This window comes from Alkalihalophilus lindianensis (assembly GCF_032843265.1).
GTDB lineage: Bacteria > Bacillota > Bacilli > Bacillales > Bacillaceae_D > Alkalihalophilus > Alkalihalophilus lindianensis.
The window spans coordinates 54,882-81,117 of the sequence record NZ_JAWJBA010000002.1; the positions used below are offsets into that span (position 1 = coordinate 54,882).

A 26,236-nucleotide genomic window follows, 5' to 3' on the forward strand; every position below is an offset into this window, starting at 1 on the left:
TTCCCTCATGCAATTTCACTCTTTTATTTGAAACTGTTTCATCTGCTCATCAAGATTTTGACTAATATCAGCTAACTTTTCAACGGTATGTGTTATTTCCTCAGTTGAACGTAATTGCTCATGAGTCGTTGCTGAAATTTCTTCACTACCTGCTGCTGTTTCTTCTGTAAGGGCACTTATACTTTCAACGATTTCAAGAACCTGCTGAGCTTTTACCTTTGTATCCTTTGTTGACTCTTGTAAACTATTTAATTGTGTGAATACCTCTATTGCTCCTTGCTCAATCGTTTTAAAAACGGTGCTTGTTGCTTCCATGACCTCAACTTGCCTGTTTTGCAAGACCTCACCTTCTTTTACAGCAGTATGCGCATCATGCATCTGTTGACTCACAGCATTTGTAGTCACAAAGATTTTTTTAGTAGTATCAGCTGATTGTTCAGCTAATTTCCTTACTTCATCTGCTACTACTGCAAAGCCTCTGCCTGCCTCACCAGCTCTAGCTGCTTCTATTGCTGCGTTTAAAGCTAAAAGATTGGTTTGAGCAGAAATGTCTGAAACTAATTGAGCCATTTCTTCAATTGATTTGATATGTTCGCTGAGTGAATCTACAGAGGCAACCATTTGACCTGTTGCTGCTTTATTTTGTTCGGAGATCTCACGCTGCTGTTGGATCGAATGCTCCCCTTCTTTCACAGAAGAGACCACCTGTTCACCAAATAGGCTCGTCGCTTTTACAGCTTCCACATTCTGATCAAATGCCTTATCAATTCCTTCTATATAAACAACCGCTTCTTGAAGGTTTTCTGAGACCTTCGTTGCTCCACTTGCCATTTCTTCAGTCGAAGTCATGACTTGCTTGCTTGTTTCGACTAAATGTAGCGTGTCTGAATTAACTCTTTGACCGTAAGTCATGACCTCACTACTTGTATGACGAAGAGAAGTTATTAATTCTTTTAATTGCACCACCATTTGTGAGAATGATTGAGTCAAGCGACCTATCTCATCATCTGTTTTAGATGTAGGTAATTCTGTCATTAAATTTCCTCGCGCCACTTGCTCAGCATGATGAGATATAAGGTGCAAAGGTGAGGTAATAGATCTTCTTGTCCAAATGCTAATAATAATAGAGGCTATTAATAAAATAACAGCACTTCCCACTGTTGTTAAAATAAGTTTCTGCATAGCTGATTGTGATTCACTCATCAACTCCTGATAATGAGCACTGGTAAGGTTATTTACCATAAATAAATCATTTAAAACTCCTAATGAACGGACGGATTGTCGCATGACTTCTGTAGCGTCCGCTGCTTCTAGAGCAGAGGCAGCCTCATTGGATAATAAATTAAATTTTAGCTTAGCTGACTCGAAAACAGACTGACTTGGGTCACCAATCAACCTTGCTTCAAGCTCTTTAAAGCGTTCATCAATCATGTCAAGATGAAGCAAAGCTGCCTCGCGATTTTGAGCTGTTTGGCTGTAGGCATAATGGTTTAAACTTTGTTGCCCAGTCACCACAGCAGCATCTAAACGCTGGACTCCAATTAATACATGAGCATAATCGCGGTTGGTTGATTGAAGAGAAAGCATGCTTAAAATAATATATAAAATCAATAGTAAAGAAAGACCCAATATGGTGACGTTTGGAAGGAGCAATTTATGCTTTAGCTTCATTCATTCGCCCCCCTTTCTTGGGAGACCTGAATGTCCCCTGATATGATACCTTCTTTTATTTGTTCAATTTCTTGAAGGTATCTTTTTTCATCCACTAATCTAAACGGTGCCAAGCCAACACCATTTTCAACTAACCCTAGAATGACCTCGCTATCAAGTTCATCCCTTAAATATGAGTCCACTGTTTGATAAACCGCCTCATCGATATACTTCATCATGGATGTCATAACCGAATCTTCAGCTATAAAATATTGATCTGAGTCTACTCCAATACTTTTCACCGTTTCTTTTTGAGCTTCTTGCAGAACACCTACACCTGTTAATCCGGCTGCAGCATACAACACATCCGCCTCTTTGGCGATCAAGTCCCCAGCAATTGCCTCGCCAAGCTCCGGATTACCAAAATCATTAGCATACTCAATGATAACGTTTATCTCGTTATCAACGTATGTCGCTCCTTGAAGAAAGCCCGCAGCAAATTTATTAATTAATGGCACATCTGCCCCACCTACAAATCCAATTGTTCCATTATCTGAAGCAATGGCTGCAGCTGCACCGGCAAGAAAACTACCTTCATGCTCTTTAAATGAAACCGATGCTATATTAGCTACCTCCGAGATGTCATCTATAAGAACAAACTGTTGTTCAGGATATTGTTGCGCTTTTTCCTCAAGAGCCTCTTTCACCATAAAACCTAACCCAATAATTATGCTATGCTCTTGTTCAATCAGTTCCTCAAGACCTTGATCGTAAGAACCCGATTGTTCTAGTTCACGATAATCAAACGTAACCCCTAATGTGTCTCGTGCACGAATTAAACCATTGAAAGCGGAATCACTAAACGATTGATCTCCAAGTCCGACGTCTGACAACATAATTCCGATACTAATGTGACTCTCTTCATTTTGTGTACCTTCAGTTTCACAACCACTTACTATACTGAATAAAACAATCATTATGAATCCTTTAACGAAATGCCCTTTCACTATTCACCCTCCACACTACTATACGACTAGTTTTTTATACCTATAAACTCTATCATAATATCGGTTAGAAAGGACCTTCTTTTTACTCGTATATAATACTAGGAATATTCAGTTTTCAATCAATAAAAAAGCCTTCCCTTAAATAAAAGGAAGACTTTAACTTAAAACATTTGATAGCCTCGTACACGAAGCATTTTAATGACAATTCCAGCAATGATTGCCCCTGCAAATCCACTTAATAAGATCAAGATATCAACAAGCTTCAAGGCTATAAACGTTTGACCAAGCTCAGTAAATGACGCAGCCGGTGAAATAAAGTAATCAAAGAATCCTACGCTATCAATGATTAAAATGACAATAACTGGATAGGCGACCGCCATAATCCATGTTGATCGCAATACCATATTTAATAAAAAGCCAATTCCAAAAAACAAAATAAGGAACAGAACCATAGAAATTAATAATTGTGGTAAGCTCACTACTTGCACCCCCGTATCATAGTTAGTTTACTGAATACTAGGGGCGACCGTCAACTCTCCTTCTCTTATTCTTTGTGGCAATATCCGCACATCTTTCTAAATAATCCTCTTTGAAATAACACATACTTGTAGCGAGTCATTCCTAAAAAGGATGTGAAAAATGTGGAGCTCACAAAAGAACTTCTAATTTTACTAACAAGGGTTTTAACGATTATTCCATTGATGTTGTTTATTACTTTAAAAATGGGAAGGCGTTCGATTGCTGAATTACCTGTATTCGACTTTCTTATTATTATTACATTAGGAGCTGTAGTTGGAGCTGATTTAGCCGATCCGAATATTGGTCATCTACATACAGCTGTAGCAGTGGTTATGATTGGCTTTTTTCAAATGGGGGTCGCTACGTTTAAGCTCTCTAATCGTGCATTTGGTAAGCTGATTACGTTTGAACCGACTATAGTAGTTCATAACGGTATCTTCTTGAAAGAGAATTTAAAACAGATCAGGTATTCGATTGATAATGTATTAATGATGCTTAGAGAAAGCGAGATTTTTGATGTAGAGGATGTTGAGCTAGCCATAGTGGAGGCAAACGGAAACTTAACCGTTCATAAAAAAACTGCGAAAATGCCCATTACACGCGAGGATATGAAGGTAATTAATCCCTCATCAGGCCTTGCTTTTCCTGTCATCATAGATGGTCATCTGTATAAAGATGTACTTGAACACCTTGGTATAAGTGAGGATTGGTTGCACAGTCAGCTAGATACACTAGGTGTAGCTCGGATTGACACGATCTTTTTTGCATCGATAAACGAACATAAGCAATTGCATGTCTCAATGAAAAATGTACAACTATCCTTTCTCCAATCCATCCCTCCAATCTATCACTAAAAGAAGCAGACACCATATGTCTGCTTCTTCTCGTCATACATTATTTCTTTTTATGGCTCTTTCCGTTTCCGCCACAGTAATCACAGGTTTCGCTTCCACCTAATAAAAGTTGAAAGTAGCCTGCTCCGTTACAATAAGGACATGTTCCATTCTCTGTATACTTTAATGAGCGTTTCATTCTCCTACACCCCTTTGTCATTTTAAAATGATTGTTCATTTATATTATCAGAATATTTATATAATTAAAACTTCACTTTGAGAACCTAATCATTCATGTAAGCGCAATCAAAATGTTTTATCTCCTTTTATCTCATTCTGTAGTATTATTCCTCTTTTTTTCAAACATAAAAAAACAAGTGCACATCTAGGATGTACACTTGTTTCCGTTTGTTATGACTTACAAAGGGTTTTTCCCTTTTTTAAGTACTAGTGCTGGGCCACCTAATAAGAACAGGTAACGGTTGTCGATCATTTTCTTCATGAAGTTAGCTTGAGCACCAAATAATTTACGTGTTCCAACTACACCAATCGCTTCTTTACCGCCAAGTGAGGCAACAGTACCCTTAATGTCAGGTGTAAACGTCTTAAGTGAAGCTCCACCTTTCATTAGAAGCTTAATGTTTTCTGCACATACTTCAGCCATTTGCATCGCAATTTGAGCTGTTGGTGGGTATGGACGGTTAATTTCTTCATTGATAAGAAGTGCACAGTCACCAATGATGAAGATGTCTTCATGTCCAGGGGCACGAAGGTCTGGATTAACTTTAATACGACCACGCATTGCTTCAAAACCAGATTTTTCGATGATCGAGCTTCCACGTACACCAGTCGCCCAAACAACAGTCTCAGCTTTGATTTCATCTCCACTTGCAAGCGTTACGCCAGTTTCTGTCACTTCTTTAATTGGACAGTTGATTTTGAATTCAACCCCACGTGACTCGAGAAGATTCATCGCATACTCAACAAGCTCAGGATCAAAACCAGGTAGAGCTGTTGGAGCTGCTTCAATGACGTACATCTTTACTTTCTCACGTGGAATATCATAGTGGCTGCAAAGTTCTGGCAAACGTTCTGAAAGCTCACCAATGAACTCAATTCCTGTGAAGCCAGCACCCGCGACGATGAATGTTAATAACTCGTCACGCTTGTCTTCTGTGTTATTGTATTTAGCAAACATATACTCGATATGATCTTTTACTTCACGTGCACCATTCACTGTCCATTTGCTAAATGCATGCTCATGCACACCAGGAACACCAAATGTTTCAGCCTCAGAACCTAAACCTACAACAAGGTAATCAAAATCAATTACGCTATTTTCAAGAATGACTTTCTTGTCTTCACGCTTGATTTCCACTACTGAATCTTTAATGAAATTGATCTTGTTAAGATCTAGTACATTTTTAATTTCCATACGCGTACGTTCTGGTGAAAGCGTACCTGCAGCTGGCTCATGTAACCACGTTGTTTGGTAATGGTAATCATGCTTGTTCACCAACGTAATATTGGCCTCATTATGCCCTAATTGTTTTGTCAAACGAGTCGCTGTGATCATTCCACCGTAACCAGCACCCAAAATGACGATATTTGGCTTTTTCAAACTCATCACTTCCATTTTCATATTTTTTACTTACTATCATTATACGTTAAACGCTGACATTGTGATTATTTTCACGAACTAAATTATAAAGAACGAATAAATAAAAGTAAGAATGTCGCAAAATATTCACAAATACATTTCTATCATATTGGTTTTTTCGCCATTTTTCAACTGCCTTTTTACCTTTTCTTAGTTTTTCCATAAAATAAGAAAGCGTTTTATCCATATCCTTTAAACTGTGCGATTCTTTAGAAATTATTCGCCCCTACATCACGCACCAATCCTTTCTTTTTATAGGTGAATATGCATATAATGGGGGTTGAGACTACAAACTTTTTCGGGGGTGGCAATTGAAAATGACAAATGAAGAAAATATGTACGATATTACAATAATCGGTGGTGGCCCTACTGGGCTTTTTGCTGCTTTTTATGCAGGAATGAGACAAGCAAAAGTGAAAATCATTGAAAGTATGCCTCAATTAGGTGGACAATTATCTGCCCTTTATCCGGAAAAGTATATTTATGATGTAGCCGGATTCCCAAAAGTTAAAGCACAAGATTTAGTAGATGGGTTAGCTAAACAGGCAGAACAATTTAATCCTACAATTGTTTTAGAACAATCCGTAACAAATGTAGACAAACAAGAGGATGAGACGTTTACGATTGTTACGGATAAGGAAACTCATTACTCAAAAGCCATTATTATCACAGCTGGAGTTGGGGCCTTCCAACCTCGTCGCCTGGAAGTAGATGGCGCTACTCAATATGAAGGTAAAAATCTTCACTACTTTATTAATGACTTAAGCAGCTTCACAGGTAAGCGTGTACTCGTTTGTGGTGGTGGTGATTCAGCACTTGACTGGTCATTAATGCTTGAACCTTTAGCAAAAGAAGTGACTCTGATTCACCGTCGCAATAAGTTCCGTGCGCATGAGCATAGTGTCGAACTCCTTCATCAATCCGAAGTGAATGTAATGACTCCTTTTGAAATTAAGGAATTGCATGGCAATGGTGATGCCATTAACAAAGTGACATTGCAAGAAATCAAAGGAGAGAGGGTAGAAACGCTAGAGGTTGATGCAGTCATTGTTAACTTTGGCTTCGTTTCTTCACTCGGCCCAATTAAACAATGGGGTCTTGAAATTGAGAAGAATTCGATTGTGGTGAATTCTAAAATGGAGACAAACATTAAAGGGATCTACTCTGCAGGAGATGTTTGTACATATGATGGAAAAGTAAAGTTAATTGCAACAGGATTTGGCGAGGCACCTACAGCGGTCAATAATGCCAAAGCGTATATCGACCCGAACGCAAAGCTACACCCTGGACATAGTACAAGCTTATTTTAAAAAGAAAAGTGCCTTCGCTTGATAGCGAAGGCACTTTTTGGATTAGCAATCTTCTGGCGTTCCGGCATTCGTGGCTGTTCTAAAAGATGATCCACACCCACATGAGGCAATGGCATTAGGATTATCAATGGTAAAGCCGCCACCCATCATGTTTTGTTTGTAATCAATGACGACACCTTTAATAATTGCAACACTTTCATTGTCAATTAGAATGGGTAATCCACTAATTTCAATCTTTGTATCTTCATCCGTCTTCTCGGTATCAAATCCCATACCATATGAAAGGCCACTACAGCCGCCACCCTTTACTCCAACGCGTAGCATTAGACCTTCTTGGTCCTCTGCTTTCATCATTTCTTTAATCTGACTTACTGCCGCTTCCGTTAATGTAATCATTTTATCACTCCTATTAACGATTGCTCTCAGTATACATTTTGTGCTCCTGAACCTCAAGAGACATGCGCTGATCAACCCTTCAAAATTGAAATACTTCTTTATTCCAATTTGTTTTTTCAGCACTACGGTGCATCATAGCAATGTTATGTGCACGATCTAATTTTTGACTATAATCTAATACGAGAGGGTGAGTCATGCCATATTTTTTTGCTGCATTTATCATTTGCTCACGTAAGTATTCAATTTTTTCCAGGCAAGCATCGTAAGTTAATGCTGTAGTCATCCCAAATCACCCCTCAACACTAATTTATTCTATAGACGTACGTACTTCTAGATTTGTATATTACTTACATTTTAAATAATTAACGTAAGTAAATCAACTATGAAATTACTAAATATAGATGATTTTTATTGTTTTTTACATTTTCTACACAAGATATTCAAACTCCTGCTACTTTTCCAAAAAGGTGCACTTTGTTTTCATTATCTCAATCTGATAGTATAATAGTGATTATTGAGCTATGTTGTTTCAAAATAACTTTTCTAAGGTTTTACACCTTTTACTTAGAGTTACGAAAAATATGTACTGTACGTCTACTGTAGACGGAATGGAGGATAAGGAAAAATGACTACAATCCTTACTGATACAAAATTACAAGGAATTGCAGAAAAAGTTCAGCACGGTGAGCGCCTTTCAATTGAAGATGGTCTTTATTTATTCGATTCACCAGACCTACTAGGCATTGCTCAATTAGCAAACCAAGTCAACTATAATAAAAATGGGGACAATGTGTATTTCATTCAAAACATGTACATTAACCCGACAAACGTCTGTGAAGCGAATTGTGGCTTCTGTGGATTCAAGCGTAAACCTGGCGAAGAAGGTGCCTACACGATGGATAGCGCCGCTCTCTTGCAATATGTAGAAGAGCGCTGGAATGACAACATTCGTGAGTTCCATATCGTTGGTGGTCATAATCACGAGGTTCCTTTCGATTACTATTTAGATACGATTCGCACTCTGAAGAAACATTATCCGGATGTAACGGTAAAAGCCTATACAGGTGCAGAAATTGAGTTTTTCTCACGTATTTCTGGTTTATCAATGAAAGAAGTATTAGAGGAATTGATTAAAGCCGGACTAGATACGCTACCTGGTGGTGGTGCTGAGATTTTAACTGAGCGTTATCGCTTAAAGATGAGTCCAGATAAAGCTTCTACAGACCAATGGTTAGAAGCGCACGAAATTGCTCATAATCTCGGCCTTAAAACTCACGCAACGATGCTTTATGGTTCAATTGAAACAAAAGAAGAACGTTTGATTCATATGGATCGTCTTCGTCAGCTTCAAGATCGCACAAATGGTTACATGGTCTTTATTCCACTTGCGATGCAACCACGTAGTATCAATGCTGGTCTAAAACGTCGTACAACTGCTTACGATGATATGAGAACACTTGCAATCAGTCGTTTAATGCTAGATAACTTTGATCACATTAAAGCCTATTGGATCAACATTGGGGTGCAATTAACTCAAATGGCCCTTACATTTGGCTCTAGTGACATTCACGGTACATTAATTGAAGAGCGTATTTCTCATTCAGTAGGTGCGTTAACTTCACAAGGAATTACACGTGATGAGTTAATTTACTTAATTAAAAGTGCTAACAAAATCCCGGTTGAGCGTGACACGTTCTACAATACGATTAAAACGTACTAAAACTAGGAAAAGAGACATTCCAACATTGGAATGTCTCTTTTCTATTTAAAAATTTGATGAATAGATTGCTTTAAGACCTGAGCCGATTGATCAAATTGCTGTTGTTCTTTATCAGTTAAGTTTAGTTCTACTATCTCTCTTATACCACTTGAATTAATAATTGCCGGAACCCCTATACACACATCCTGTTGACCGTACTCTCCTTCAAGTAAAGATGAGACTGGTAACACAGCATTTTCATTTTTTATGATTGCCTTTGTGATTCTAGCAAGACCCATTGCAATTCCATAATACGTTGACCCTTTTTTCTGGATGATGTCGTAAGCCGCATCACGCACACTTACAAATAACTCATCTAGCTCTTTAACTTCTGGCTTATTTGGATCTTGATAATCTTTCAATGGTTTGCCACCTATCGTAACATGACTATACACCGGGAATGAAGAATCGCCATGCTCACCTAATATGTAGCCGTGTACATTTCTTGCATCCACTTGGAATTTATCAGCTAGAGCATAACGAAATCTTGCTGTATCAAGAACGGTTCCAGAGCCAATCACGCGATGAGCAGGAAGGCCTGAATATTTCCAAGTCGCATATGTTAACACATCAACAGGGTTTGTCGCAATTAAGAAAATCCCTTTAAATCCTGCTTTCATCACAGACTCGGTAATGATTTTAAAGGTTTTTGCATTTTTTTCTAATAAGTCTAGACGAGTTTCTCCAGGTCCTTGATTCGCTCCAGCACAATTTACTACAAGATCAGCATCCTTACAATCTTCATAGCTCCCAGCCCAAATGTTCATTGGTGAAGAGAATGGCATACCGTGTAGAAGGTCAATCGCATCCCCTTCTGCTTTACCGTGGTTCAAATCAATTATGACTAAATCTCTCACAAAGCCTTGATTCAATAAAGCGAAAGCATAACTTGCACCAACAGACCCTGCCCCAATTAAAACAACCTTCATGCTTTTTAATTCATTAATCATCTAAAAAACCTCCCAAGGAAAATCTACATCTACCTTATTTACATCTTAAGTTTATTCCAAATAATCTCCAATATCTACCTCATTCCACCATAAGTTAAGGCTTATTTGTGAAATTTTTCACAAAGTTATTTTAAAGAGAAACTGGTATGAGCGATACCAGTTCCTACCTTACTACTTTCTTTTATATAAACCTTCACAAATCACTTCTGCAGCTCCGGTCATTAATACATCGCCGTCTTCTCTCCACTCAATCTCTAAATCGCCACCGAGTAAATGAACGGTTACTGCTGTTCCTTTTTTGGCATGATGATTTAAAATAGATGCAACGACGGCTGCACAAGCACCTGTACCACAAGCTTGTGTAATGCCAGATCCACGTTCCCAAACACGGAAATGAAGCTCAGTTTCACTGACTACTTCCACAAACTCAACATTAATCCACTCTGGAAAACGTGGATCCTTCTCAATAATTGGTCCTAACGTATCGACCGGAGCTTGGTTAATATCTTCTATAAAAAAGACTCCATGTGGATTGCCCATTGATACAGCTGTTAATTCAAGTTCTGTGTTAGCAACGTCAAATGGCTCCGCTACCACTTGATGACTCGCCTCTCCTTGCATCGGAAGGCTTTCTCTAGATAAACGTGGCTGCCCCATGTTTACAGTGACTGTATGTACACGCTCATTTTCTACATGAACCGTTGCAGTTACAAGTCCACCTAATGTTTCGATTTGAAAAGTCTCCTCATTAACGTATCCATGTTCATAAGCAAATTTAGCGACGCAACGTAGACCGTTCCCGCAATTTTTCGCTTCTGAGCCATCATTGTTAAATACTCGCATCTTTACCGGAGCTTTATCTGATGGACAGACTAAAATCATTCCATCTGAGCCAATTCCTTTATTTTTATCAGCCACTTCAATAGCAAGAGGTGCTAACTGCTCTTCTGATAGCGTTTCTTTAAATAGATCAACATAAATGTAACTATTACCAAGACCGTGCATTTTTGTAAAATTCAATCCTTACGCCTCATTTCCTTAATTTTTCATCCGCCCAAAAATAGTCTTCATCTGCTTCTAAAATCGTAATCTTACTATGGCAACAAGGCATAATAAGATGAGTCTTCACGCCATCTTTTGCCTGTTTATAATCACGTGCTTTCATATTCGTTAACACTTGCTCAGAGTCACAGAACGGACATGTACTTATATAAATATCCTCATACTGCCGTTCATAAGGCAAGGTATTTTGAAACGGAATCACATCCATTCATCATCATCCTTTTTTATATAATAGAAGGTTATATGTACAAAAGAAGCTTCTAGAATGACTAGAAGCCTACTATTAGAACATTGGATTTTCTTCTAAGTAACTATAAATATTTTCGATTAATTCTTCATTTGTTTCACCTGATATATATTCTCCATTTACAAGGGCAAAAGGAGTAACAGCACAGCTTCCACAATTTCCGAGACAACCATACTCAATAATATCTAAATTGGGATCACGCTCTAGCTCTTCCATCGCTTTTTGCGTGCCACTCGCTAAGTTACTTAAACAAAATTCGATAATTGGACGCATCACTTTCACCTCAAATTTCTTGTCTATAATCCTACTCGCAAGCTCCTTATAAGTCAATCCTCTCCCCTTAGCAATCCCTAAGAAATTTACTTCCTTCTACCTCTAAAAAAATTCACAAATTTGTTGTTATTTATCGTATAAGTCGTTATAATCAAAACTGACCAGGGTCATTTTTAAGGAGCGACGACATGAGCGAAAAAGCAAAGAAAGAACAAACTAAGATAAGAATCGAACAGGCAGCCAGAGAATTATTTCTTGAAAAAGGGTTTTCCCATACGACTGTTTTAGAGATAACAAAAGCAGCTAATGTCGCTAAAGGTACGTTCTTTAACTATTTTCCTACAAAAGAATCGATCATGCACTCGCTTGCAAATGAGCGCATACAAGCTGTCCTTCCTTATATTGAACAAAATCATTTAAGAAGGCTTCCTTTAGTTGTGCGTATTCGCTCCTACCTACAATTTATTTTAAGCGATTATGACATACACCCTAAGCTTACAATTCAGATTTGGAAGCATGTCATTGAAGATGAGCAATCCCTTCTTCCTCATTGGGAAATACTATTGACACAAGCAGAGGAAAAAGGAGATATTCACTCACCGATCCCCAATAAGACATGGAGTCACATTATCAATAGCCATGTGTCATATGGTTTACAAACATTTGCTAACGAACCAACAAAGGCTCAGCTAGTCAATAAAGTCATGGCATTGATCCATGCAAGCTTAGAAGCTATTACGGAACAAAGGAGACATTCACTTATGAAAAAACTTGTCATTTTAGGTGCTGGTTACGGCGGAATGCGTATTATGCAACGCCTTTTACCTAACGACCTACCAGAAGACGTTGAGATTACGTTGATTGACCGACTACCTTATCACTGTTTAAAGACTGAATACTATGCACTCGCAGCAGGAACCGCTGCCGACCATCATTTACGTGTCCAATTCCCAGAAGACTCTCGTTTGAACATTAAATACGAGACGATCACTGAAATTCATTTAGAAGAAAAGACGGTTGAATTAAGCAATGGAGAATTCGTTCCTTATGATACGTTGATTATTGGTCTTGGTTGTGAAGATAAATACCATGGTGTGCCTGGTGCACCTGAGCATACGTATGGCATTCAAACAATGGGAGCTACAAGACGCACATATGAAGCTTTGAACAACGTTCGTCCTGAAGGAGTAGTCTCAATTGTTGGTGCAGGTCTAAGCGGAGTTGAACTTGCCAGTGAACTTCGTGAAAGCCGTCCTGATTTAACCATTAAATTATTTGACCGTGGCGAGATCATCCTTTCCATGTTTCCTCGTCGCTTAAGTACGTATGTACAAAATTGGTTCATTGACCACGGTGTCGAAGTGATTAACAAATCAAATATCACAAAAGTTGATGAAAGTGCTCTTTATAATCATGATCAACGTATTGAAAGTGATGCTGTTATTTGGACGGCCGGTATTCAACCCGTTGAAGTTGTACGGAACTTAGATGTTGAAAAGGATCAACAAGGCCGTGTTGTCTTAACACCTCAACACTTCCTACCAACCGATGAAAATGTTTTTGTCGTAGGTGACTGTGCGAGCCTTCCGCACGCTCCAAGTGCACAGCTGGCGGAAGGACAAGCGGAACAAATTGTAACGATCCTAAAGAAACAATGGAACAATGAACCACTTCCAGAAGAACTCCCACGCATCAAGCTAAAAGGCGTTCTTGGATCACTCGGTAAAAAACATGGCTTCGGACTTATGGGCGAGCGTACCCTGCTCGGCCGCGTACCACGCGTCCTAAAAAGCGGCGTATTATGGATGTACAAACACCACTCCGGGTCGTAAGAAAAGCGGAGGTGAGTGGGCTGGCATGCGGAAATATAAGGGGGAGCGATATGAAGGTGCTTTATACCTTCATTCGATGCACCGTTATTTCCCGCAGGACAACGAGCCGAAGCTAGACAAGAAAAGCGGAAAGGCTCGTTCAGGTATGAGGGCGGTGGAGCTTTGGTAATAAGAAGCGCTTTTTGCTTCGTTTGACAAAGTGAAGCGACCGATGACCTGAGCCCTGAAGCTAGACAGGAAAAGTGGAAGGGCTACTGCAATTGCAGTAGCCTTTTTTTCGATATGTGCGCAAAATCTGGGTTATGTGCGATATTGCCAGGGGTATGTGCGAAATAATCGAAATATGAGCGAAAAGCTGCCTTTTATGTGCGCCATTTGCAATAAATGTGCGAACGACCATGATCCTCTACTCTTATGTGCGAAACACGCCCCACCAGCTCCTCCTCCGATTCCAAAACCTCAAATACTCGCTTCAATTTTTTCGTAAATTGTCTTCAATCTAGGATTGCCTTCACCTACTACTTCATCATTGAACACAATCAGTGGATAAAAGTATTCATCATCAAGAATGCCTTGTACATAGGAGCGGTGAGATTCATCAAAGCTGCCATGAATGTCAACATAATCTACTTCTACTTTATTATCTTCAAACTTTCTCGATAAAGCAGCTTCTAACCATTCTTTTGTTTCATAAGCAGTCGGTAAATTAATGCAGCTTGCACATTTTTCCTCTGCTCCGTACACAACTAGCTTGATCTCTCTCATCAAAAACACCTCTCCTCATCTTTAAAACAAGCATATATGAAACCGTGCAATAAGATCAATCTACTTTAGAGAAAGACCGCCATCAGCAATCAGATTATGTCCAATTATATAGGAAGCATCTTTGGAAGCTAGAAAATAAATAATAGATGCTATTTCATCAGGTGCTGCGCCTATTCTGCTTAGAATTTGCGTATACAAAAGCCTTTTTCCCACCATAAAGCAAATGAGCAAGCGGGGTATCTATTAGTTCCGATGATATCGCATTTATTCGAATACCCTGTTTGGCGTACCGACTAGCTAATGATTTTGTTAATGACACAAGTGCTGCTTTTTTTTGAGGCACTATAAGCAGCCAATGTCGGCAGGTGAGTAGTGACGCCCGTTGTGGCAGCAAGGTTTATGATCGATGCTCCTTTTTTACGGTCCATATGTTTGATTCCATGCTTCATCATCCATAATGTCGCTTCTACATTCGTATTAAATAATTTATGCCACTCATCTTCTGTAATTCTCTCTAGTTCCCCAGCTGCAGGTGGAGCAATCTCGCCATTATTGACTAAGACATCGATTGAGCTAAATGTCATTGAAAGCTCTTTATAAAACTGAATGACTTCTGTTTCATTCGCTATATCCGCTTGAAAAAAATCAACACATCCTATGTAACCATTCGAATCACTTTCTTGAAATAATTGCATCCCCTTAGTTTGAGATCTTCCACCAGAAATGACGTGATCGCCTTCTTTTACAAATCGATGAACGGCTGCTCTTCCAATCCCTGAAGTGGCCCCATCCCTACCACACTCCCACACATTATGCAAATCCATTATACATAACTTAAACAAAATATACACTTATTGGAGTATCTCATGTAAAATAAAATAAAAATAAAATATTAAGCCTAGTTTTAAATGATCATTGCAGATTCATGGATTTTTTTTGCGTTGGCTATTATAATATAGAGTAGAAAGGGGTTGTTAATAATGGCAACAAGTACTGAAATGGTTGAGCAAGTACAGGAAGTATTAGAGAAGCTTCGTCCTTTCTTGCTTCGTGATGGCGGGGACGTTGAACTTGTAGATGTAGAGGATGGAATTGTTAAAGTTCGTCTTCTTGGTGCGTGTGGTTCTTGCCCAAGTTCGACTATTACGCTAAAAGCAGGGATTGAACGTGCTCTTCTTGAGGAAGTTCCTGGAGTTAAAGAGATCGAACAAGTATTTTAATTTTAGAAATGAGTACCGATAGCACTCGATACTGAACCATATTAAAAAGCCCGCTTACGCGGGCTTTTTTTCTTATTACTACATCATATATTCATCAAACGATGCCTCTGCTTCTTCATAAGAGGAGAAGATTGCATCATCTTCTTCAATCGGATGATAATAATCAAATAATACAAGCGACATTTGTCCAGGATTCATTGGATCAAATGCGATTGTGGCCTCTTGAATAGCTGAGACTGTTGGTGTATGTGGATTGCGATAAATCACATACACTTGTTGTCCCTCATGTAACTGATTGACATCAAGCATGTTCGGACACTCCTTTTTTACATGATGGTACTGGTTTGCCCGATATTGCTTGATCTATTCATTTAAGCTTCTTTTAAAAAGCTTGGTACTTTCACTTGGATGCCATGTTTAGCAGGCGCTAATACATCTACATCAAACTCTGGAAAACGGCTTTCAAGTACTTTTTTAACAGACCCACCTTGATGAAGAGGTGCAAGACAGAAGATGGTTGGACCTGCCCCACTTAAAGCTGCTCCATACGCTTGTGTCTCTTCATTCACTACATGGATCACTTCCTCTAGATGAGGAACGAGTTCACCACGATAAGGATGATGGAATACATCAGAACCCATCATTTCTCCTGCTAACTCAAAATCACCTTGTAACAATGCTGCGACAAGAACATTCGCTACCCCACTCCCTCTAACTGCTTGTTTAAAAGGAAGAGTTTCAGGTAAAACTCCTCTTGCCTTTTTAGTTAGCAATTCATGTCTAGGGATGACCAATACGAGATCTAGATTAGGAACACCGCCATATAAAACGTGAGTAGAATCCACAGTGTGAGTTCCAATGACAAGCCCCCCGTAAACCGACGCACCGACATTGTCAGGGTGACCTTCCCATAAGCTGGCTAGGCGAACTTTTTCTTGTGGAGATAGACGATTTCCCATTTGTTGATTAGCAAGTTCAATTCCAGCAACAATCGCAGCAGCACTGCTGCCAAGACCTCTTGTTAGTGGAATGTCACTTGTCATCTCTACTTTACAAGGAGAAAGCTGATAATCAAATGTCTTTGCAACATGATTAGCTACTCTGCAAATTAAGTTTTCCTCACCACTCGGTATCCCTACTAAATCTGGAGATTCGGAAGAAAAGGACCATACCTCAGCTGGTTTGACAACCAAGTTTAAATAGCAATCAACCGCAAGTCCCACAGAATCAAATCCTGGACCAAGGTTTGCTGTGCTGCCTGGTACAGTAATCATAAAAGGCTCTAAACTCACAGCGTAACCCCTCCCTTAATATGAGAAAGAAAGACATCTTTTTCATTCGGGAGAACTGTAGGTTTAACAGTCACTGTATCCATAGCTGTACTTGGATCTTTTAAGCCATTTCCAGTTAGAACACAGACAATTTTTGCGCCTTTCTTTAATTCCCCTGATGCCAATTGTTTTTTGACGCCAGCCAATGAGGCACATGAAGCAGGTTCTGCAAATACACCTTCACGCTGAGCCAATAATTGATAGGCTTCTAGGATTTCTTCATCTGTTACATAATCAATGGCACCATTGGAATCTTTGGCTGCGCTCACTGCCTGTGACCAGCTAGCTGGATTTCCAATACGGATCGCAGTGGCAATCGTTTCAGGATCCTCGATGATTTCATCGCGTACAATTGCCGCAGCACCTTCAGCTTCAAACCCACGCATTTCAGGAAGACCTGTACCTTTTTTCTCGTTATATTCGTTGAACCCTTTCCAATACGCTGTAATATTACCTGCATTACCTACAGGAATCGCCAGCACATCTGGAGCTTGCCCTAGCGCGTCACACACTTCAAATGCCGCCGTCTTTTGTCCTTCAATTCGATAAGGGTTAACAGAATTTACAAGGGTAATAGGCTCCGTTTCACTAATCGAACGAACGATTTCAAGCGCATGGTCAAAATTCCCTTGAATTTCTATTACCTCAGCACCATACATAACAGCCTGAGCCAGCTTTCCAAGGGCAATCTTCCCCTCTGGAATGACCACTATACACCTCATGCCAGCACGCGCTCCGTAAGCCGCCGCTGCTGCAGATGTATTACCAGTTGATGCACAAATGATTGTGTCACTGCCTTCTTCTTTCGCTTTAGCTACTGCCATCACCATGCCGCGATCTTTAAAAGAACCTGTAGGGTTTGCACCTTCTACTTTTACATAGAGATCGACTCCCCACTCTTTTGAAAGATGTTCAAGAGGGATCAATGGTGTGTTGCCTTCTTGTAGTGATAATAGCGGTGTTTTTTCATTCACCGGTAAAAATTCTTTATATTCATGAAGTAATCCGTTCCATTTACTCATTTTTATTGTCCCCCTTCGACACGGTAACTGCTCTCTACGTTTTCTACTACTTCTAATGCTTGCAATCGGTCATATAATTCTTGGTAATTTTCTTTGCTTGTATGATGTGTAATCACAATAACTTCTGCTTCCTCTACACCTTCAAGCGGTAGTTGTAATAGCTTTTCAAAACTCACTTCATATTCCGCAAATAAAGAAGTGATCGCTGAGAATGTCCCTGCTTTATCGGTTACTCTCATTCGCAAAAAGTATTTAGAATCAATCTCTTTGTTCTCTTTTAACACCTTCTCATGAAGCGGTGCGTTAACAGCATGACCATTTACACCAAGGCGCATATTTTTCATGATCGTCACTAAATCCGATACAACCGCTGTGGCTGTAGGAAGAGAACCCGCACCTGGTCCATAAAACATCGTTTCTCCAACTGCTTCCCCATACACATATACTGCATTGTACTCATTATGGACGGACGCTAGAGGGTGTTCATTAGGTAATAATGTTGGCCCTACACTCACTTCAATTCGATCATCATCTCGCTTAGCTAAGCCGATCAGCTTCATCGTATATCCTAGCTGCTCACAATAATGTAAATCACGGTCTGTTACAGAAGAGATCCCTTTAACCGACACGTCATCTAGCTTTACATCCATCGAAAAGCCGAGTGTCGCTAAAATAGCCATTTTACGAGCAGCATCTAGACCTTCGACATCCGAGGTAGGATCGCTTTCTGCAAATCCTAAGTCTTGAGCCTGTGCTAGCACATCTAAGTATGAGCTACCTTCTTGAGACATTTTTGTAAGAATATAATTAGTAGTTCCATTGACGATCCCCATCATTTTAGTGATTCGATCAGAAGCCAAACCGTCGACTAAGCTTCGTAAAATCGGAATCCCACCCGCTACACTTGCTTCATAAAATAAATCACAGCCGTTTTTGGAGGCAAGATGTAGAAGTTCTGCCCCGTGCAATGCCATTAAATCTTTATTGGCTGTCACGACATGCTTCTTATGCTCTAGCGCTTGGATGAGTTGTTCTTTGGTTTCATCCACTCCACCCCTTACTTCAATGACTACATCAATATCAGGGTTCGCGCACACATCTTCAGGGTTTGTTGTTAATATGTCGTTATCTACAGTCACGCCTCGCTTTTTATCAAGATCACGAACAAGCACCTTAGTCACGTTAACTGAGCAGCCTACTTGATGCTTCAGCTCTTGTTGGTGCTGTTCAATAATTGAGATGACACCAGTACCTACCGTTCCGAGTCCTAGCAGTCCCACGTTGATTCCTTGTTTCATTTTTCTCCACTCCAATCCATCTATCTGGTTCTGTATCTCTAAAAAGAACATTTGTATTTGTATAAAGGACATTATAAGATGGATTACCAGATAAAACAAGGGGTATTTTGTAAATGTTCTAACAATTCTCATACATCATAACATAAGCACGAGTTACAGAGATTTTCTAAATAAAAACAAGATCACCTCAAGTTGTGAGATGATCTTGTTTAGTTCATTTATAACCATTCCACACTAGGGGTGCGTGATGATGTTTTTGGAATTCGTACCATCTCAGAAAATCCTTTTAAAAACTCTTCATTTGCTCCTTCGTGTTCAATTAAAGAAAAGAAGGTTTGACCATGCTCTTGTTTTTCTTCATTAATTTGAGATCGATAGTAATTTTCGATTGTTTCAAAGTAGTGGACTGGAAAGAGTAATCGAGCATAAGTAAGTCTCCACGCGTACGAGGAAAGAGGTTCATATTGCTCATACCCTTCAATAAATGAGTGAATATCATCCCACTGGCTACTCCTTGATTCCGTTAAATCGTAGCGCCTTTGTCTGACCCACTCAGCAATATCTCGACAAGGATGGTCATACACAAATTCAGTAGGACGTTTTATGATCCCCCCACGAGTAGAGGTAACTAACCATGTCTGATCCGTAAATCGTCTATGACAAACCGTCCCTTTTTCTTGGTCATGTGTTGGATCATCTAACCGAGCGTCCACTGCATATTGGATCGCATTTTCACTCAACCCCATAAAATAAGGATACGAATACAAAAAAGCCTCATCTACATAGGACCTTGGCTTCTCGTAATTAATCTGTTGATACCAACCCTCTAGCTGCTCAAGTCGTTTTTCCCACAATTTATGCCACTGGCCAAAATAATCATGAGACCGTTTTGTTAGCGGCATTTGTTTGCCATAATAATGAATGGTCGCCAAATGCTCTCCTACTTCATAATTGCTCTCTAAGTGAAGGCCTCCATTTCTTTCTTGAGGGGGTAATTCAAACAAATAAACTTCCTGCCCTTCTATTAATCCTACATTTCCACCTTGCTTTGTTTTTGTCACATTCAACATCGTGGAATCACCGATTGAACGATAATAATCTGCATAATCAAGCATCTCTTGTTCATTTGAAGCACATTCTTCTTTTGGAAAAAAAACAAAGGATTTTCCTCCAGCTTCAAGTCCTTCATAGTCACCTAAGGCAAACCGAGAATCACAATATAATCCATATTGATCATACACATTCCGCTCAAACACAGTCTTCCCTCCCTACCTACAGCTTCTTTTATCTAGTCTATGACCCATTTGCATAAAATGTGTATCTTTCCCGTAGACTAGTAATAATCATTTTGTCTCCACGCCAAGTGTTGATAAGGTGAATGAACGCTGGAGGGGATTTTATGTCAGAGAAGCAAGAGAAGAAAAATTACGATGAAGTAGAAGAAAGAGCACGACAGGCCTTAATAGAGCGCGGCGTAACCATTCAGGATATTGCTGACCTCGTTTACTTCCTTCAAGAAAAGTATCACCCACATTTATCCATGGATGATTGTATTCATAATGTCAACCGAGTGATCAGAAAGCGAGAAATTCAGAATGCGATTTTAACGGGTATTCAGCTCGATGTGTTAACAGAACAAAAAAAATTAGAAGAACCGCTTCAAGGAATTATCGCTCGTGACGAAGGCTTATACGGTGTTGATGAGATTATTGCGCTATCGATTGTTAATGTGTATGGATCGATTGGCTTTACCAACTACGGATACATCGATAAATTAAAACCAGGAATCTTAAAGGATTTAAATGATAAATCAAGTGGAAAATGCCACACATTCCTTGATGATATTGTAGGGGCAATCGCAGCTGCAGCTTCAAGTCGTTTAGCACACCGGGCCGCTAACGTTGAGTAACCACTCTTAACCTTTAGATTCGACTCCAATTCGGTTGGGGCAGTCGAATCTAGTACATATTGCCAAAAAAAAGATTCATGCAATCGCATGAATCTTGTTAAACAAACGTTTAATTAATCTCCCATTCAGCCAACGACTGAATGACATACGTTGGCTTTTCATCAACATCATTTAAATGTTTTTCTTCCGTTACACCTGTAAGCACCATCAGCGAATCAACATTCGCACGGATCCCCGCCAATATATCAGTATCATAATTATCACCAATCATTAAAGCCTCTTCTTTTCTAACACCGATACGCTCAAGTGCTTGTTCAATCATAATGGACTCAGGCTTTCCAATAAACGTTGGCTTAATCCCAGTAGATGTCGTGACTACTGAGATCAACGAGCCTGCTCCTGGCATTAACCCTCCTTCTGTAGGAAGTGCACGGTCCCCATTCGTTGCGATAAAAGTAGCTCCATTTCGAACAGCAAGTGTTGCTCTTGCTAATTTATCATACGTAATCTCACGGTCTAACCCCATCACCACATAATCAGGATCTGCTTCTACAATTTGATGACCATAGTCAAGCAAACTTTGTCTTAGCCCTTCTTCTCCTACCATCAAGACGCGAGCCTTTTGTTTTTCTTCTGTAATGACACTTGCAGAAGCCATACTAGTTGTGTAAATATGTTCGGTCGTTGCAGGAACTCCCATCTTCACTAAGACGTCTGCCACCTGATCAGGTGTTTTTGTTGAGTTATTGGTAACAAATAAATATGGATATCCTTTTTCCTCTAGCTTCTTCACAAAATCAATCGCTTCAGGAATCGGTTCAGTCCCTCGATACATTGTGCCGTCTAAATCAATTAAAAACCCTTTATACGTCTTCACTTTGCCCTCATTTCTAAACAAACAACCACCTTATTAGAAGGTGGCTATTGCTTTACGATTTTCACTTCGTTTCTTTCAGCCGATACACACAACTTGGTGTATTTTCTTTTGCCATACACTCTTCTCGCTCGATATCATCTGTGTTAAGCAATGTTTTGAAAAGTTTTTGTTCACAATTGCAAGCAACGGGATAAGCGGAAGCCACTTTTGCGATCGGGCAATTATATTCAATAAAACGGTAGGTGCCGTCATCATCTTTTTCAACTTCCACCATATAGCCATTTTCATTTTGAATACGTGCAAGTGTTTCCACCCGTTCATCAAAGTCTCCGTTGACCGACGATCCGTATTTTTGTTGCAATCGCTCCCGACGCTGTTCAAATAACTTCTCAATCACTTCCGTTCCACTTATCCTTTCAAGATCATGTAAGAATTCAAGCGAGAGATTTCCGTAGTTCCTCGGAAAGCTTTCATCTCCCTGAAGTGTTAAAAAATATTTATGTGTAGGACGTCCCATCGGCTGTCTTTCAAGCTTGGAATGGATCAACCCTTCTTTTTCTAACCCTTGTAGGTGTCTACGCACAGCCATCTCAGTAATCTCTAATTGCTGAGCCATCTCTGAAACAGTTAGTTCATGGCTCTTTTTAAGCATAACTAAAATGACTTGCCTTGTGGAGTTGGTATTATTACTCATGACCATCACCATCCTTCACCTTATTGTAAGCGATGATTCAGTCGTTGTAAATTTATGTGATAAGGACGCTATTTTTCTGATTCCGGTAAAAAGGCAGATACCGGTCCAAGTTCTTCTACTAAATACCGTCTAACATTAGCAGAAAAATGTGTTAGTGCGTTTATCTCTTGGTTCAGAACCAATGCGACTTCCTCATGTTTTATAGCCGTATAGTGGGTAACTAAAGGCTTTCTCAGACTAACAACTTTCTTTAATGATAAAGCATCCTCTTCCGTAATGACTTTTTCATCAAAAAGAATTTCTACAATATCTTCATAGCTGCCAGGATCACGCATGATAAACCCATCAATCATGCTATTTCCGACATCAATAATGGACTCGATAACAACGGTAGCCAATCTTTCAAAGGCAAGCTTGTCCTTAAGTGTCTCTAGTGCCCACTTTTGATCTAACTCGCCCACCATTAATTCCATATATGTAAGTGTTTCTTCAATTTTTTCGCGATTTACAAAATACATCTGAAGCACCTTCTTTTTTCAATTAGTATAACACATTAGATCGTTTTCAAAGATAAAGACAAACACATCAAAAGAAATGATTTATTCTTGACCTCATTTTTGTTATGATAAAGGACGTACATGATTCGACAAGGGCCTGAATGATTGTCGAACAAACGTAATACCCATATTATGATACACAATTGGAGGAGAAACAACTTGGATCGTGAACTAGCCTTAGAAATCGTCCGTGTAACGGAAGCCGCAGCCTTAGCCTCATCTCAATGGATGGGACGTGGCAAAAAAAATGAAGCAGATGATGCTGCCACAAGCGCAATGCGCACCATGTTTGATTCAGTAAACTGCAGAGGGACCGTCGTCATTGGTGAGGGAGAACTTGATGAAGCACCAATGCTCTACATTGGCGAAGAAGTCGGTAGTGGACATGGTCCTGAAGTTGACATCGCTGTAGATCCTCTTGAAGGAACGAGTATTGTAGCAAAAGGACACCCAAATGCGATGGCGGTTATTGCCGTTGCAGATAAGGGAACTCTCCTACATGCACCAGATATGTATATGGAAAAAATCGCTGTTGGACCGGAAGCAGCTGGCCTTGTTCGTTTAGATGACCCGATTGAAAAAACAATCGACATCATCGCTAAAATGACAAATAAACGAGTTCGTGATGTAACCGTCATTATTCAAGAACGTGAGCGTCACGCGGAACTTATTGAACGCGTTCGTCAAAAAGGTGCTCGTGTCACACTTTTTGGGGATGGTGATGTAGGTGCTTCGATCGCTACAGCCCTTCCTCAAACAGGCATTGATCTTTTTGTAGGTACAGGTGGTGCTCCAGAAGGTGTCATTTCAGCTGCTGCACTTAAAGCTTTAGGTGGCGACATGCAAGCCCGTCTTGTTCCTATGAATGACGAAGAATTTGAACGCTGCAAGAAAATGGGACTAGAAGATCCAAGGCAAGTACTGCAATTAAATGATCTTGTACGTGGTGACGATGCAATCTTCGCTGCAACAGGCGTTTCTTCAGGCGAACTTGTTGAAGGCGTACGCTTTTTAGGCGGCGACTTAGCTGAAACGGATTCAATCGTTATGCGCGCTAAAACAAGAACAGTTCGCTACATTAAAACTCATCATCATCTAGACCATAAACCACATCTTGTTATGAACGACTAACAATCGCGTTCCCTTTTCAGTCATGGTATGATTAGATAATAAAACTCATGTACTAAAGGGGGTTCATAGATGTCTGAGCGATTTTATTTATATAATGACGTGGAAGAAACACGCACTCGTTTCGTTAGCTTTATGGGCGAATCACAGCGTTTTGATTTAGCCATTATTAATTCTTCTCGCTACTACGGAAAACAACTTGTCCTAGATGTTCAATCTAATCGCTTCGCCATAATTGGAGCAGATGACTTGGAAGAACCTGGTTATCTAGAGCATGCTTATCAAATAAGTGAAGAGGATGCGAGTGAATTACGATCATTTTTATACGAAGTGGTCTAATAGTAAAAACCATCTCTTTTGGGGAAAGCTAATCCATAGGAGGTGGTTTTTTTATGCCAAATTCACGTGATAAAGAAACAGAAAATTATACTGATTTCTCTAACGTTGAGTCAATGCGTAACTTCATTTTGCCGGAAATTACACCAGAAGGACCATATGGCTCTCCGATCAATAAAGATACTCCAGTTGTAAATAAGAGTACACCATGGAAGCCAGGACAACGCTATTACAGCGCTTTCAATTATGAGTTTAAATCACTGCACCAGAACCTTCCTCGTAAATACCCAGGTGCTCATCCTACACACGATGACCCTAATAAAAATGAGGAACCACCTTATACGACGACTTAAACTAGAGAGCCCTTCCCATGAGGGCTCTCCATTTACTCTTCACCCTCTGCTTGTACAGATGAAGACTTTTCTTTGTCTTTTTCCTTTACTTTCCTTAAAACAAAATAAGCACAACCGAAATTACAGTATTCATAGAGATAATCAGGTAACGTACTTATCTTCGTATCAAACGTAGATTTTTTATGGCGGTCGCTAAAGAAACCGCGTAAACGCAACTGGTTGTAACCCCAGTCACCTACAATGTAATCATATTTGTTTAAAACATCACTGTAACGAGCCTTAAAGGCTTCTTCGTTCCAGCCTTCCTTTACATCATCAACAATCTCATATTGCATTCCTTGAATGCGAACCACTGGGCTCACCTCTCTTTTCATACCTTATTATACCACATCCATGCCTGCCAACAGTATCCTTTGTGCTCATCATTTTCTATCAGTAAAAAGTTCCTCTTTGGGTCATTCTGTAGATAGAGGGGGAATGAAAATTATGATAAAAAAATCAATGATGGTTACCGGTGTCGCAGCGTTAATGCTTATGACTGGCTGTCAAATGAATGATGTAGGGCAGCAATCGTTGCAACGTACTTCTAATCCAAATTACGGTCCAATGCAAACAAATCAAGGTTATTATCCGATGGGAATGGGACAAAATCAATCCACAGAATATAACAGCTATGGCTATACAAGATACCAAAAAGAACAAGTCGAAGCCAACGGAAAACAGCAATCTACTCCAATGTTTGACCGGACTGAACTTGCCGATACTGTATCTCGTATGGTTTTAACAAATGAAACGGTAAGCGAGGCAGCAACATTAGTTACTGATAAATATGTGCTTGTTGCTTATGATTGCGATACAAACGACCGTGATTATGTAGCAGACCAAGTAAAACGAAGTGCAATCTCCGTTGTGCCTCGTTACTACGAAGTGTATATTACTGATGACCATGAGCACTTTGCAGAAATCGAACGCTTCCAAAATGGCTCCACTACAGCCGGAAACCAAGAAGGGTCACTAAAGCAAACTATCCAAGAAATGCGCCAATCACCACAAGGAGCATACAACGAATCAACCGACGATAACATGAACGTCATGGAACAAAAACAAAAGAAACTGATGGATTAAACAGAAAGGCGGAGGCGAGTGGTTTGGCATGCGGAAGAATAAAGGGAAGCAATATGAAGTCGCCTTTTGACTTCATTTGATTCACTGTTTCTTCCCGCAGGACAACGAGCCGAAGCTAGACAA

At 39.7% G+C, this 26,236-nt stretch carries 33 protein-coding genes and 2 pseudogenes; 12 read left to right on the forward strand and 23 right to left on the reverse strand.

Going from position 1 to position 26,236, the window contains the following annotated elements; genetic code table 11:
• Window positions 1–15: 15 nt before the first annotated feature.
• The 3 genes from RYX56_RS07005 to RYX56_RS07015 all read right to left on the reverse strand — a co-directional run bounded on the left by RYX56_RS07005 (window position 16) and on the right by RYX56_RS07015 (window position 3,136).
• On the reverse strand, window positions 16–1,671 hold the full coding sequence (locus RYX56_RS07005; RefSeq protein WP_317121376.1) for a methyl-accepting chemotaxis protein: 1,656 nt from the start codon (window positions 1,669–1,671) through the stop codon (window positions 16–18).
• A complete protein-coding gene (locus RYX56_RS07010) occupies window positions 1,668–2,657 on the reverse strand; it encodes a BMP family lipoprotein (protein ID WP_317121377.1) in 990 nt (329 codons plus the stop codon). Before RYX56_RS07010 ends, RYX56_RS07005 begins: the two co-directional genes overlap by 4 nt.
• Before the next feature lie 161 nt (window positions 2,658–2,818).
• Window positions 2,819–3,136: a YuiB family protein gene (locus tag RYX56_RS07015; protein ID WP_317121378.1), complete on the reverse strand. Its 318-nt coding sequence runs from the start codon at window positions 3,134–3,136 to the stop codon at window positions 2,819–2,821.
• Between the two features lie 162 nt (window positions 3,137–3,298).
• On the opposite strand from RYX56_RS07015, the gene RYX56_RS07020 reads away from it, so the two are divergent.
• Window positions 3,299–4,030, forward strand: coding sequence for a DUF421 domain-containing protein (locus RYX56_RS07020; protein WP_317121379.1), 732 nt, complete (start codon window positions 3,299–3,301; stop codon window positions 4,028–4,030).
• Window positions 4,031–4,070: 40 nt separating this feature from the next.
• On the opposite strand, the gene RYX56_RS07025 is transcribed toward RYX56_RS07020, so the two are convergent.
• Together RYX56_RS07025 and RYX56_RS07030 are read right to left on the reverse strand one after the other, a co-directional pair.
• A complete protein-coding gene (locus RYX56_RS07025; protein ID WP_317121380.1) occupies window positions 4,071–4,208 on the reverse strand; it encodes a YuiA family protein in 138 nt (45 codons plus the stop codon).
• 219 nt (window positions 4,209–4,427) lie between these two features.
• Window positions 4,428–5,630 carry an NAD(P)/FAD-dependent oxidoreductase gene (locus tag RYX56_RS07030; RefSeq protein ID WP_317121381.1) on the reverse strand — a complete coding sequence of 401 codons (1,203 nt, stop codon included), beginning with the start codon at window positions 5,628–5,630 and terminating at the stop codon, window positions 4,428–4,430.
• 356 nt (window positions 5,631–5,986) lie between these two features.
• Between RYX56_RS07030 and RYX56_RS07035 the strand changes: the two genes are divergently transcribed.
• A complete protein-coding gene (locus RYX56_RS07035) occupies window positions 5,987–6,979 on the forward strand; it encodes an NAD(P)/FAD-dependent oxidoreductase (protein ID WP_317121382.1) in 993 nt (330 codons plus the stop codon).
• Window positions 6,980–7,021: 42 nt separating this feature from the next.
• On the opposite strand, the gene RYX56_RS07040 is transcribed toward RYX56_RS07035, so the two are convergent.
• Both RYX56_RS07040 and RYX56_RS07045 read right to left on the reverse strand, forming a co-directional pair.
• Complete coding sequence (locus tag RYX56_RS07040) at window positions 7,022–7,375, reverse strand: HesB/IscA family protein (protein WP_317121383.1); 354 nt, start codon at window positions 7,373–7,375, stop codon at window positions 7,022–7,024.
• Between the two features lie 79 nt (window positions 7,376–7,454).
• Complete coding sequence (locus RYX56_RS07045) at window positions 7,455–7,658, reverse strand: Spo0E family sporulation regulatory protein-aspartic acid phosphatase (protein ID WP_317121384.1); 204 nt, start codon at window positions 7,656–7,658, stop codon at window positions 7,455–7,457.
• A gap of 342 nt (window positions 7,659–8,000) precedes the next feature.
• Between RYX56_RS07045 and mqnE the strand changes: the two genes are divergently transcribed.
• Window positions 8,001–9,095 (forward strand): aminofutalosine synthase MqnE, encoded by a 1,095-nt coding sequence (mqnE, locus tag RYX56_RS07050; protein ID WP_317121385.1) that lies wholly within the window; start codon window positions 8,001–8,003, stop codon window positions 9,093–9,095.
• A 41-nt stretch (window positions 9,096–9,136) separates the two neighbouring features.
• Here the strand turns inward: mqnE and RYX56_RS07055 are convergent, their stop codons facing one another.
• The 4 genes from RYX56_RS07055 to RYX56_RS07070 all read right to left on the reverse strand — a co-directional run bounded on the left by RYX56_RS07055 (window position 9,137) and on the right by RYX56_RS07070 (window position 11,666).
• Window positions 9,137–10,084: an L-lactate dehydrogenase gene (locus RYX56_RS07055; RefSeq protein ID WP_317121386.1), complete on the reverse strand. Its 948-nt coding sequence runs from the start codon at window positions 10,082–10,084 to the stop codon at window positions 9,137–9,139.
• 171 nt (window positions 10,085–10,255) lie between these two features.
• Window positions 10,256–11,089, reverse strand: a complete 834-nt coding sequence (gene dapF / locus RYX56_RS07060; RefSeq protein ID WP_317121923.1) for a diaminopimelate epimerase — start codon at window positions 11,087–11,089, stop codon at window positions 10,256–10,258.
• A 25-nt stretch (window positions 11,090–11,114) separates the two neighbouring features.
• A complete protein-coding gene (locus tag RYX56_RS07065; RefSeq protein WP_317121387.1) occupies window positions 11,115–11,354 on the reverse strand; it encodes a hypothetical protein in 240 nt (79 codons plus the stop codon).
• Between the two features lie 75 nt (window positions 11,355–11,429).
• Complete coding sequence (locus tag RYX56_RS07070; RefSeq protein ID WP_317121924.1) at window positions 11,430–11,666, reverse strand: YuzB family protein; 237 nt, start codon at window positions 11,664–11,666, stop codon at window positions 11,430–11,432.
• 188 nt (window positions 11,667–11,854) lie between these two features.
• Between RYX56_RS07070 and RYX56_RS07075 the strand changes: the two are divergent.
• The 3 genes and pseudogenes from RYX56_RS07075 to RYX56_RS07085 form a co-directional block, all read left to right on the forward strand.
• Window positions 11,855–11,968: pseudogene (locus tag RYX56_RS07075) on the forward strand (TetR/AcrR family transcriptional regulator); the annotation flags it as partial.
• 459 nt (window positions 11,969–12,427) lie between these two features.
• On the forward strand, window positions 12,428–13,498 hold the full coding sequence (locus RYX56_RS07080; protein ID WP_317121925.1) for an NAD(P)/FAD-dependent oxidoreductase: 1,071 nt from the start codon (window positions 12,428–12,430) through the stop codon (window positions 13,496–13,498).
• A gap of 25 nt (window positions 13,499–13,523) precedes the next feature.
• On the forward strand, window positions 13,524–13,667 hold the full coding sequence (locus RYX56_RS07085) for a hypothetical protein (protein WP_317121388.1): 144 nt from the start codon (window positions 13,524–13,526) through the stop codon (window positions 13,665–13,667).
• Window positions 13,668–13,957: 290 nt separating this feature from the next.
• Here the strand turns inward: RYX56_RS07085 and RYX56_RS07090 are convergent, their stop codons facing one another.
• The 3 genes and pseudogenes from RYX56_RS07090 to RYX56_RS07095 all read right to left on the reverse strand — a co-directional run bounded on the left by RYX56_RS07090 (window position 13,958) and on the right by RYX56_RS07095 (window position 15,087).
• Entirely contained in the window at window positions 13,958–14,263 is a 306-nt protein-coding gene (locus tag RYX56_RS07090) for a YuzD family protein (RefSeq protein ID WP_317121926.1), read from the reverse strand.
• A gap of 60 nt (window positions 14,264–14,323) precedes the next feature.
• Window positions 14,324–14,606 (reverse strand): annotated as a pseudogene (locus RYX56_RS25815) (SDR family oxidoreductase).
• Window positions 14,557–15,087, reverse strand: coding sequence for an SDR family oxidoreductase (locus RYX56_RS07095; protein WP_317121389.1), 531 nt, complete (start codon window positions 15,085–15,087; stop codon window positions 14,557–14,559). Before RYX56_RS07095 ends, RYX56_RS25815 begins: the two are co-directional and overlap by 50 nt.
• A 156-nt stretch (window positions 15,088–15,243) precedes the next feature.
• On the opposite strand from RYX56_RS07095, the gene RYX56_RS07100 reads away from it, so the two are divergent.
• A complete protein-coding gene (locus RYX56_RS07100; RefSeq protein WP_047973180.1) occupies window positions 15,244–15,483 on the forward strand; it encodes a NifU family protein in 240 nt (79 codons plus the stop codon).
• A 78-nt stretch (window positions 15,484–15,561) separates the two neighbouring features.
• On the opposite strand, the gene RYX56_RS07105 is transcribed toward RYX56_RS07100, so the two are convergent.
• The 5 genes from RYX56_RS07105 to yutH all read right to left on the reverse strand — a co-directional run bounded on the left by RYX56_RS07105 (window position 15,562) and on the right by yutH (window position 20,390).
• Window positions 15,562–15,792: a transcriptional regulator SplA domain-containing protein gene (locus tag RYX56_RS07105; RefSeq protein WP_317121390.1), complete on the reverse strand. Its 231-nt coding sequence runs from the start codon at window positions 15,790–15,792 to the stop codon at window positions 15,562–15,564.
• A gap of 62 nt (window positions 15,793–15,854) precedes the next feature.
• Window positions 15,855–16,775, reverse strand: coding sequence for a homoserine kinase (gene thrB, locus RYX56_RS07110; RefSeq protein WP_317121391.1), 921 nt, complete (start codon window positions 16,773–16,775; stop codon window positions 15,855–15,857).
• On the reverse strand, window positions 16,772–17,836 hold the full coding sequence (gene thrC, locus RYX56_RS07115) for a threonine synthase (protein WP_317121392.1): 1,065 nt from the start codon (window positions 17,834–17,836) through the stop codon (window positions 16,772–16,774). The genes thrB and thrC overlap by 4 nt, the downstream gene beginning before the upstream one ends.
• A 2-nt stretch (window positions 17,837–17,838) precedes the next feature.
• Complete coding sequence (locus RYX56_RS07120; protein ID WP_317121393.1) at window positions 17,839–19,134, reverse strand: homoserine dehydrogenase; 1,296 nt, start codon at window positions 19,132–19,134, stop codon at window positions 17,839–17,841.
• Between the two features lie 218 nt (window positions 19,135–19,352).
• Window positions 19,353–20,390, reverse strand: a complete 1,038-nt coding sequence (gene yutH, locus RYX56_RS07125) for a spore coat putative kinase YutH (protein WP_317121394.1) — start codon at window positions 20,388–20,390, stop codon at window positions 19,353–19,355.
• A gap of 143 nt (window positions 20,391–20,533) precedes the next feature.
• Between yutH and RYX56_RS07130 the strand changes: the two genes are divergently transcribed.
• Entirely contained in the window at window positions 20,534–21,043 is a 510-nt protein-coding gene (locus RYX56_RS07130; RefSeq protein WP_047974106.1) for a phosphatidylglycerophosphatase A family protein, read from the forward strand.
• Window positions 21,044–21,152: 109 nt separating this feature from the next.
• Here RYX56_RS07130 and RYX56_RS07135 read toward each other — a convergent pair whose 3' ends face one another.
• From RYX56_RS07135 to RYX56_RS07145, 3 genes are all read right to left on the reverse strand, one after another.
• Window positions 21,153–21,920 carry a TIGR01457 family HAD-type hydrolase gene (locus RYX56_RS07135; RefSeq protein WP_317121395.1) on the reverse strand — a complete coding sequence of 256 codons (768 nt, stop codon included), beginning with the start codon at window positions 21,918–21,920 and terminating at the stop codon, window positions 21,153–21,155.
• Between the two features lie 61 nt (window positions 21,921–21,981).
• A complete protein-coding gene (locus tag RYX56_RS07140) occupies window positions 21,982–22,614 on the reverse strand; it encodes a helix-turn-helix transcriptional regulator (RefSeq protein ID WP_317121396.1) in 633 nt (210 codons plus the stop codon).
• A gap of 68 nt (window positions 22,615–22,682) precedes the next feature.
• Window positions 22,683–23,132 carry a DUF86 domain-containing protein gene (locus RYX56_RS07145; protein WP_317121397.1) on the reverse strand — a complete coding sequence of 150 codons (450 nt, stop codon included), beginning with the start codon at window positions 23,130–23,132 and terminating at the stop codon, window positions 22,683–22,685.
• A gap of 198 nt (window positions 23,133–23,330) precedes the next feature.
• Here RYX56_RS07145 and glpX point away from each other — a divergent pair, with 198 nt between their 5' ends.
• From glpX to RYX56_RS07160, 3 genes are all read left to right on the forward strand, one after another.
• Window positions 23,331–24,302 (forward strand): class II fructose-bisphosphatase, encoded by a 972-nt coding sequence (gene glpX, locus RYX56_RS07150; RefSeq protein ID WP_047973445.1) that lies wholly within the window; start codon window positions 23,331–23,333, stop codon window positions 24,300–24,302.
• 69 nt (window positions 24,303–24,371) lie between these two features.
• On the forward strand, window positions 24,372–24,638 hold the full coding sequence (locus tag RYX56_RS07155) for a DUF3055 domain-containing protein (protein ID WP_317121398.1): 267 nt from the start codon (window positions 24,372–24,374) through the stop codon (window positions 24,636–24,638).
• 53 nt (window positions 24,639–24,691) lie between these two features.
• Window positions 24,692–24,988, forward strand: a complete 297-nt coding sequence (locus RYX56_RS07160) for a hypothetical protein (RefSeq protein ID WP_047973447.1) — start codon at window positions 24,692–24,694, stop codon at window positions 24,986–24,988.
• A gap of 32 nt (window positions 24,989–25,020) precedes the next feature.
• On the opposite strand, the gene RYX56_RS07165 is transcribed toward RYX56_RS07160, so the two are convergent.
• Complete coding sequence (locus RYX56_RS07165) at window positions 25,021–25,362, reverse strand: YutD family protein (RefSeq protein ID WP_439108469.1); 342 nt, start codon at window positions 25,360–25,362, stop codon at window positions 25,021–25,023.
• 112 nt (window positions 25,363–25,474) lie between these two features.
• Between RYX56_RS07165 and RYX56_RS07170 the strand changes: the two genes are divergently transcribed.
• Entirely contained in the window at window positions 25,475–26,113 is a 639-nt protein-coding gene (locus RYX56_RS07170) for a YhcN/YlaJ family sporulation lipoprotein (protein WP_317121400.1), read from the forward strand.
• Window positions 26,114–26,236: the final 123 nt, after the last annotated feature.

What these genes read in the sequence shown, in the direction of transcription:
- RYX56_RS07005 (WP_317121376.1), bottom strand. Translation starts at nt 1,671, where the DNA reads ATGAAGCTAAAGCATAAATTGCTCCTTCCAAACGTCACCATATTGGGT.
- RYX56_RS07025 (WP_317121380.1), bottom strand. Translation starts at nt 4,208, where the DNA reads ATGAAACGCTCATTAAAGTATACAGAGAATGGAACATGTCCTTATTGT.
- RYX56_RS07035 (WP_317121382.1), top strand. Translation starts at nt 5,987, where the DNA reads ATGACAAATGAAGAAAATATGTACGATATTACAATAATCGGTGGTGGC.
- RYX56_RS07040 (WP_317121383.1), bottom strand. Translation starts at nt 7,375, where the DNA reads ATGATTACATTAACGGAAGCGGCAGTAAGTCAGATTAAAGAAATGATG.
- RYX56_RS07045 (WP_317121384.1), bottom strand. Translation starts at nt 7,658, where the DNA reads ATGACTACAGCATTAACTTACGATGCTTGCCTGGAAAAAATTGAATAC.
- mqnE (WP_317121385.1), top strand. Translation starts at nt 8,001, where the DNA reads ATGACTACAATCCTTACTGATACAAAATTACAAGGAATTGCAGAAAAA.
- RYX56_RS07055 (WP_317121386.1), bottom strand. Translation starts at nt 10,084, where the DNA reads ATGATTAATGAATTAAAAAGCATGAAGGTTGTTTTAATTGGGGCAGGG.
- dapF (WP_317121923.1), bottom strand. Translation starts at nt 11,089, where the DNA reads ATGCACGGTCTTGGTAATAGTTACATTTATGTTGATCTATTTAAAGAA.
- RYX56_RS07065 (WP_317121387.1), bottom strand. Translation starts at nt 11,354, where the DNA reads ATGGATGTGATTCCGTTTCAAAATACCTTGCCTTATGAACGGCAGTAT.
- RYX56_RS07070 (WP_317121924.1), bottom strand. Translation starts at nt 11,666, where the DNA reads ATGCGTCCAATTATCGAATTTTGTTTAAGTAACTTAGCGAGTGGCACG.
- RYX56_RS07080 (WP_317121925.1), top strand. Translation starts at nt 12,428, where the DNA reads ATGAAAAAACTTGTCATTTTAGGTGCTGGTTACGGCGGAATGCGTATT.
- RYX56_RS07085 (WP_317121388.1), top strand. Translation starts at nt 13,524, where the DNA reads ATGCGGAAATATAAGGGGGAGCGATATGAAGGTGCTTTATACCTTCAT.
- RYX56_RS07090 (WP_317121926.1), bottom strand. Translation starts at nt 14,263, where the DNA reads ATGAGAGAGATCAAGCTAGTTGTGTACGGAGCAGAGGAAAAATGTGCA.
- RYX56_RS07095 (WP_317121389.1), bottom strand. Translation starts at nt 15,087, where the DNA reads ATGGATTTGCATAATGTGTGGGAGTGTGGTAGGGATGGGGCCACTTCA.
- RYX56_RS07100 (WP_047973180.1), top strand. Translation starts at nt 15,244, where the DNA reads ATGGCAACAAGTACTGAAATGGTTGAGCAAGTACAGGAAGTATTAGAG.
- RYX56_RS07105 (WP_317121390.1), bottom strand. Translation starts at nt 15,792, where the DNA reads ATGCTTGATGTCAATCAGTTACATGAGGGACAACAAGTGTATGTGATT.
- thrC (WP_317121392.1), bottom strand. Translation starts at nt 17,836, where the DNA reads ATGAGTAAATGGAACGGATTACTTCATGAATATAAAGAATTTTTACCG.
- RYX56_RS07120 (WP_317121393.1), bottom strand. Translation starts at nt 19,134, where the DNA reads ATGAAACAAGGAATCAACGTGGGACTGCTAGGACTCGGAACGGTAGGT.
- RYX56_RS07130 (WP_047974106.1), top strand. Translation starts at nt 20,534, where the DNA reads ATGTCAGAGAAGCAAGAGAAGAAAAATTACGATGAAGTAGAAGAAAGA.
- RYX56_RS07140 (WP_317121396.1), bottom strand. Translation starts at nt 22,614, where the DNA reads ATGAGTAATAATACCAACTCCACAAGGCAAGTCATTTTAGTTATGCTT.
- RYX56_RS07145 (WP_317121397.1), bottom strand. Translation starts at nt 23,132, where the DNA reads ATGTATTTTGTAAATCGCGAAAAAATTGAAGAAACACTTACATATATG.
- RYX56_RS07155 (WP_317121398.1), top strand. Translation starts at nt 24,372, where the DNA reads ATGTCTGAGCGATTTTATTTATATAATGACGTGGAAGAAACACGCACT.
- RYX56_RS07160 (WP_047973447.1), top strand. Translation starts at nt 24,692, where the DNA reads ATGCCAAATTCACGTGATAAAGAAACAGAAAATTATACTGATTTCTCT.
- RYX56_RS07165 (WP_439108469.1), bottom strand. Translation starts at nt 25,362, where the DNA reads ATGAAAAGAGAGGTGAGCCCAGTGGTTCGCATTCAAGGAATGCAATAT.
- RYX56_RS07170 (WP_317121400.1), top strand. Translation starts at nt 25,475, where the DNA reads ATGATAAAAAAATCAATGATGGTTACCGGTGTCGCAGCGTTAATGCTT.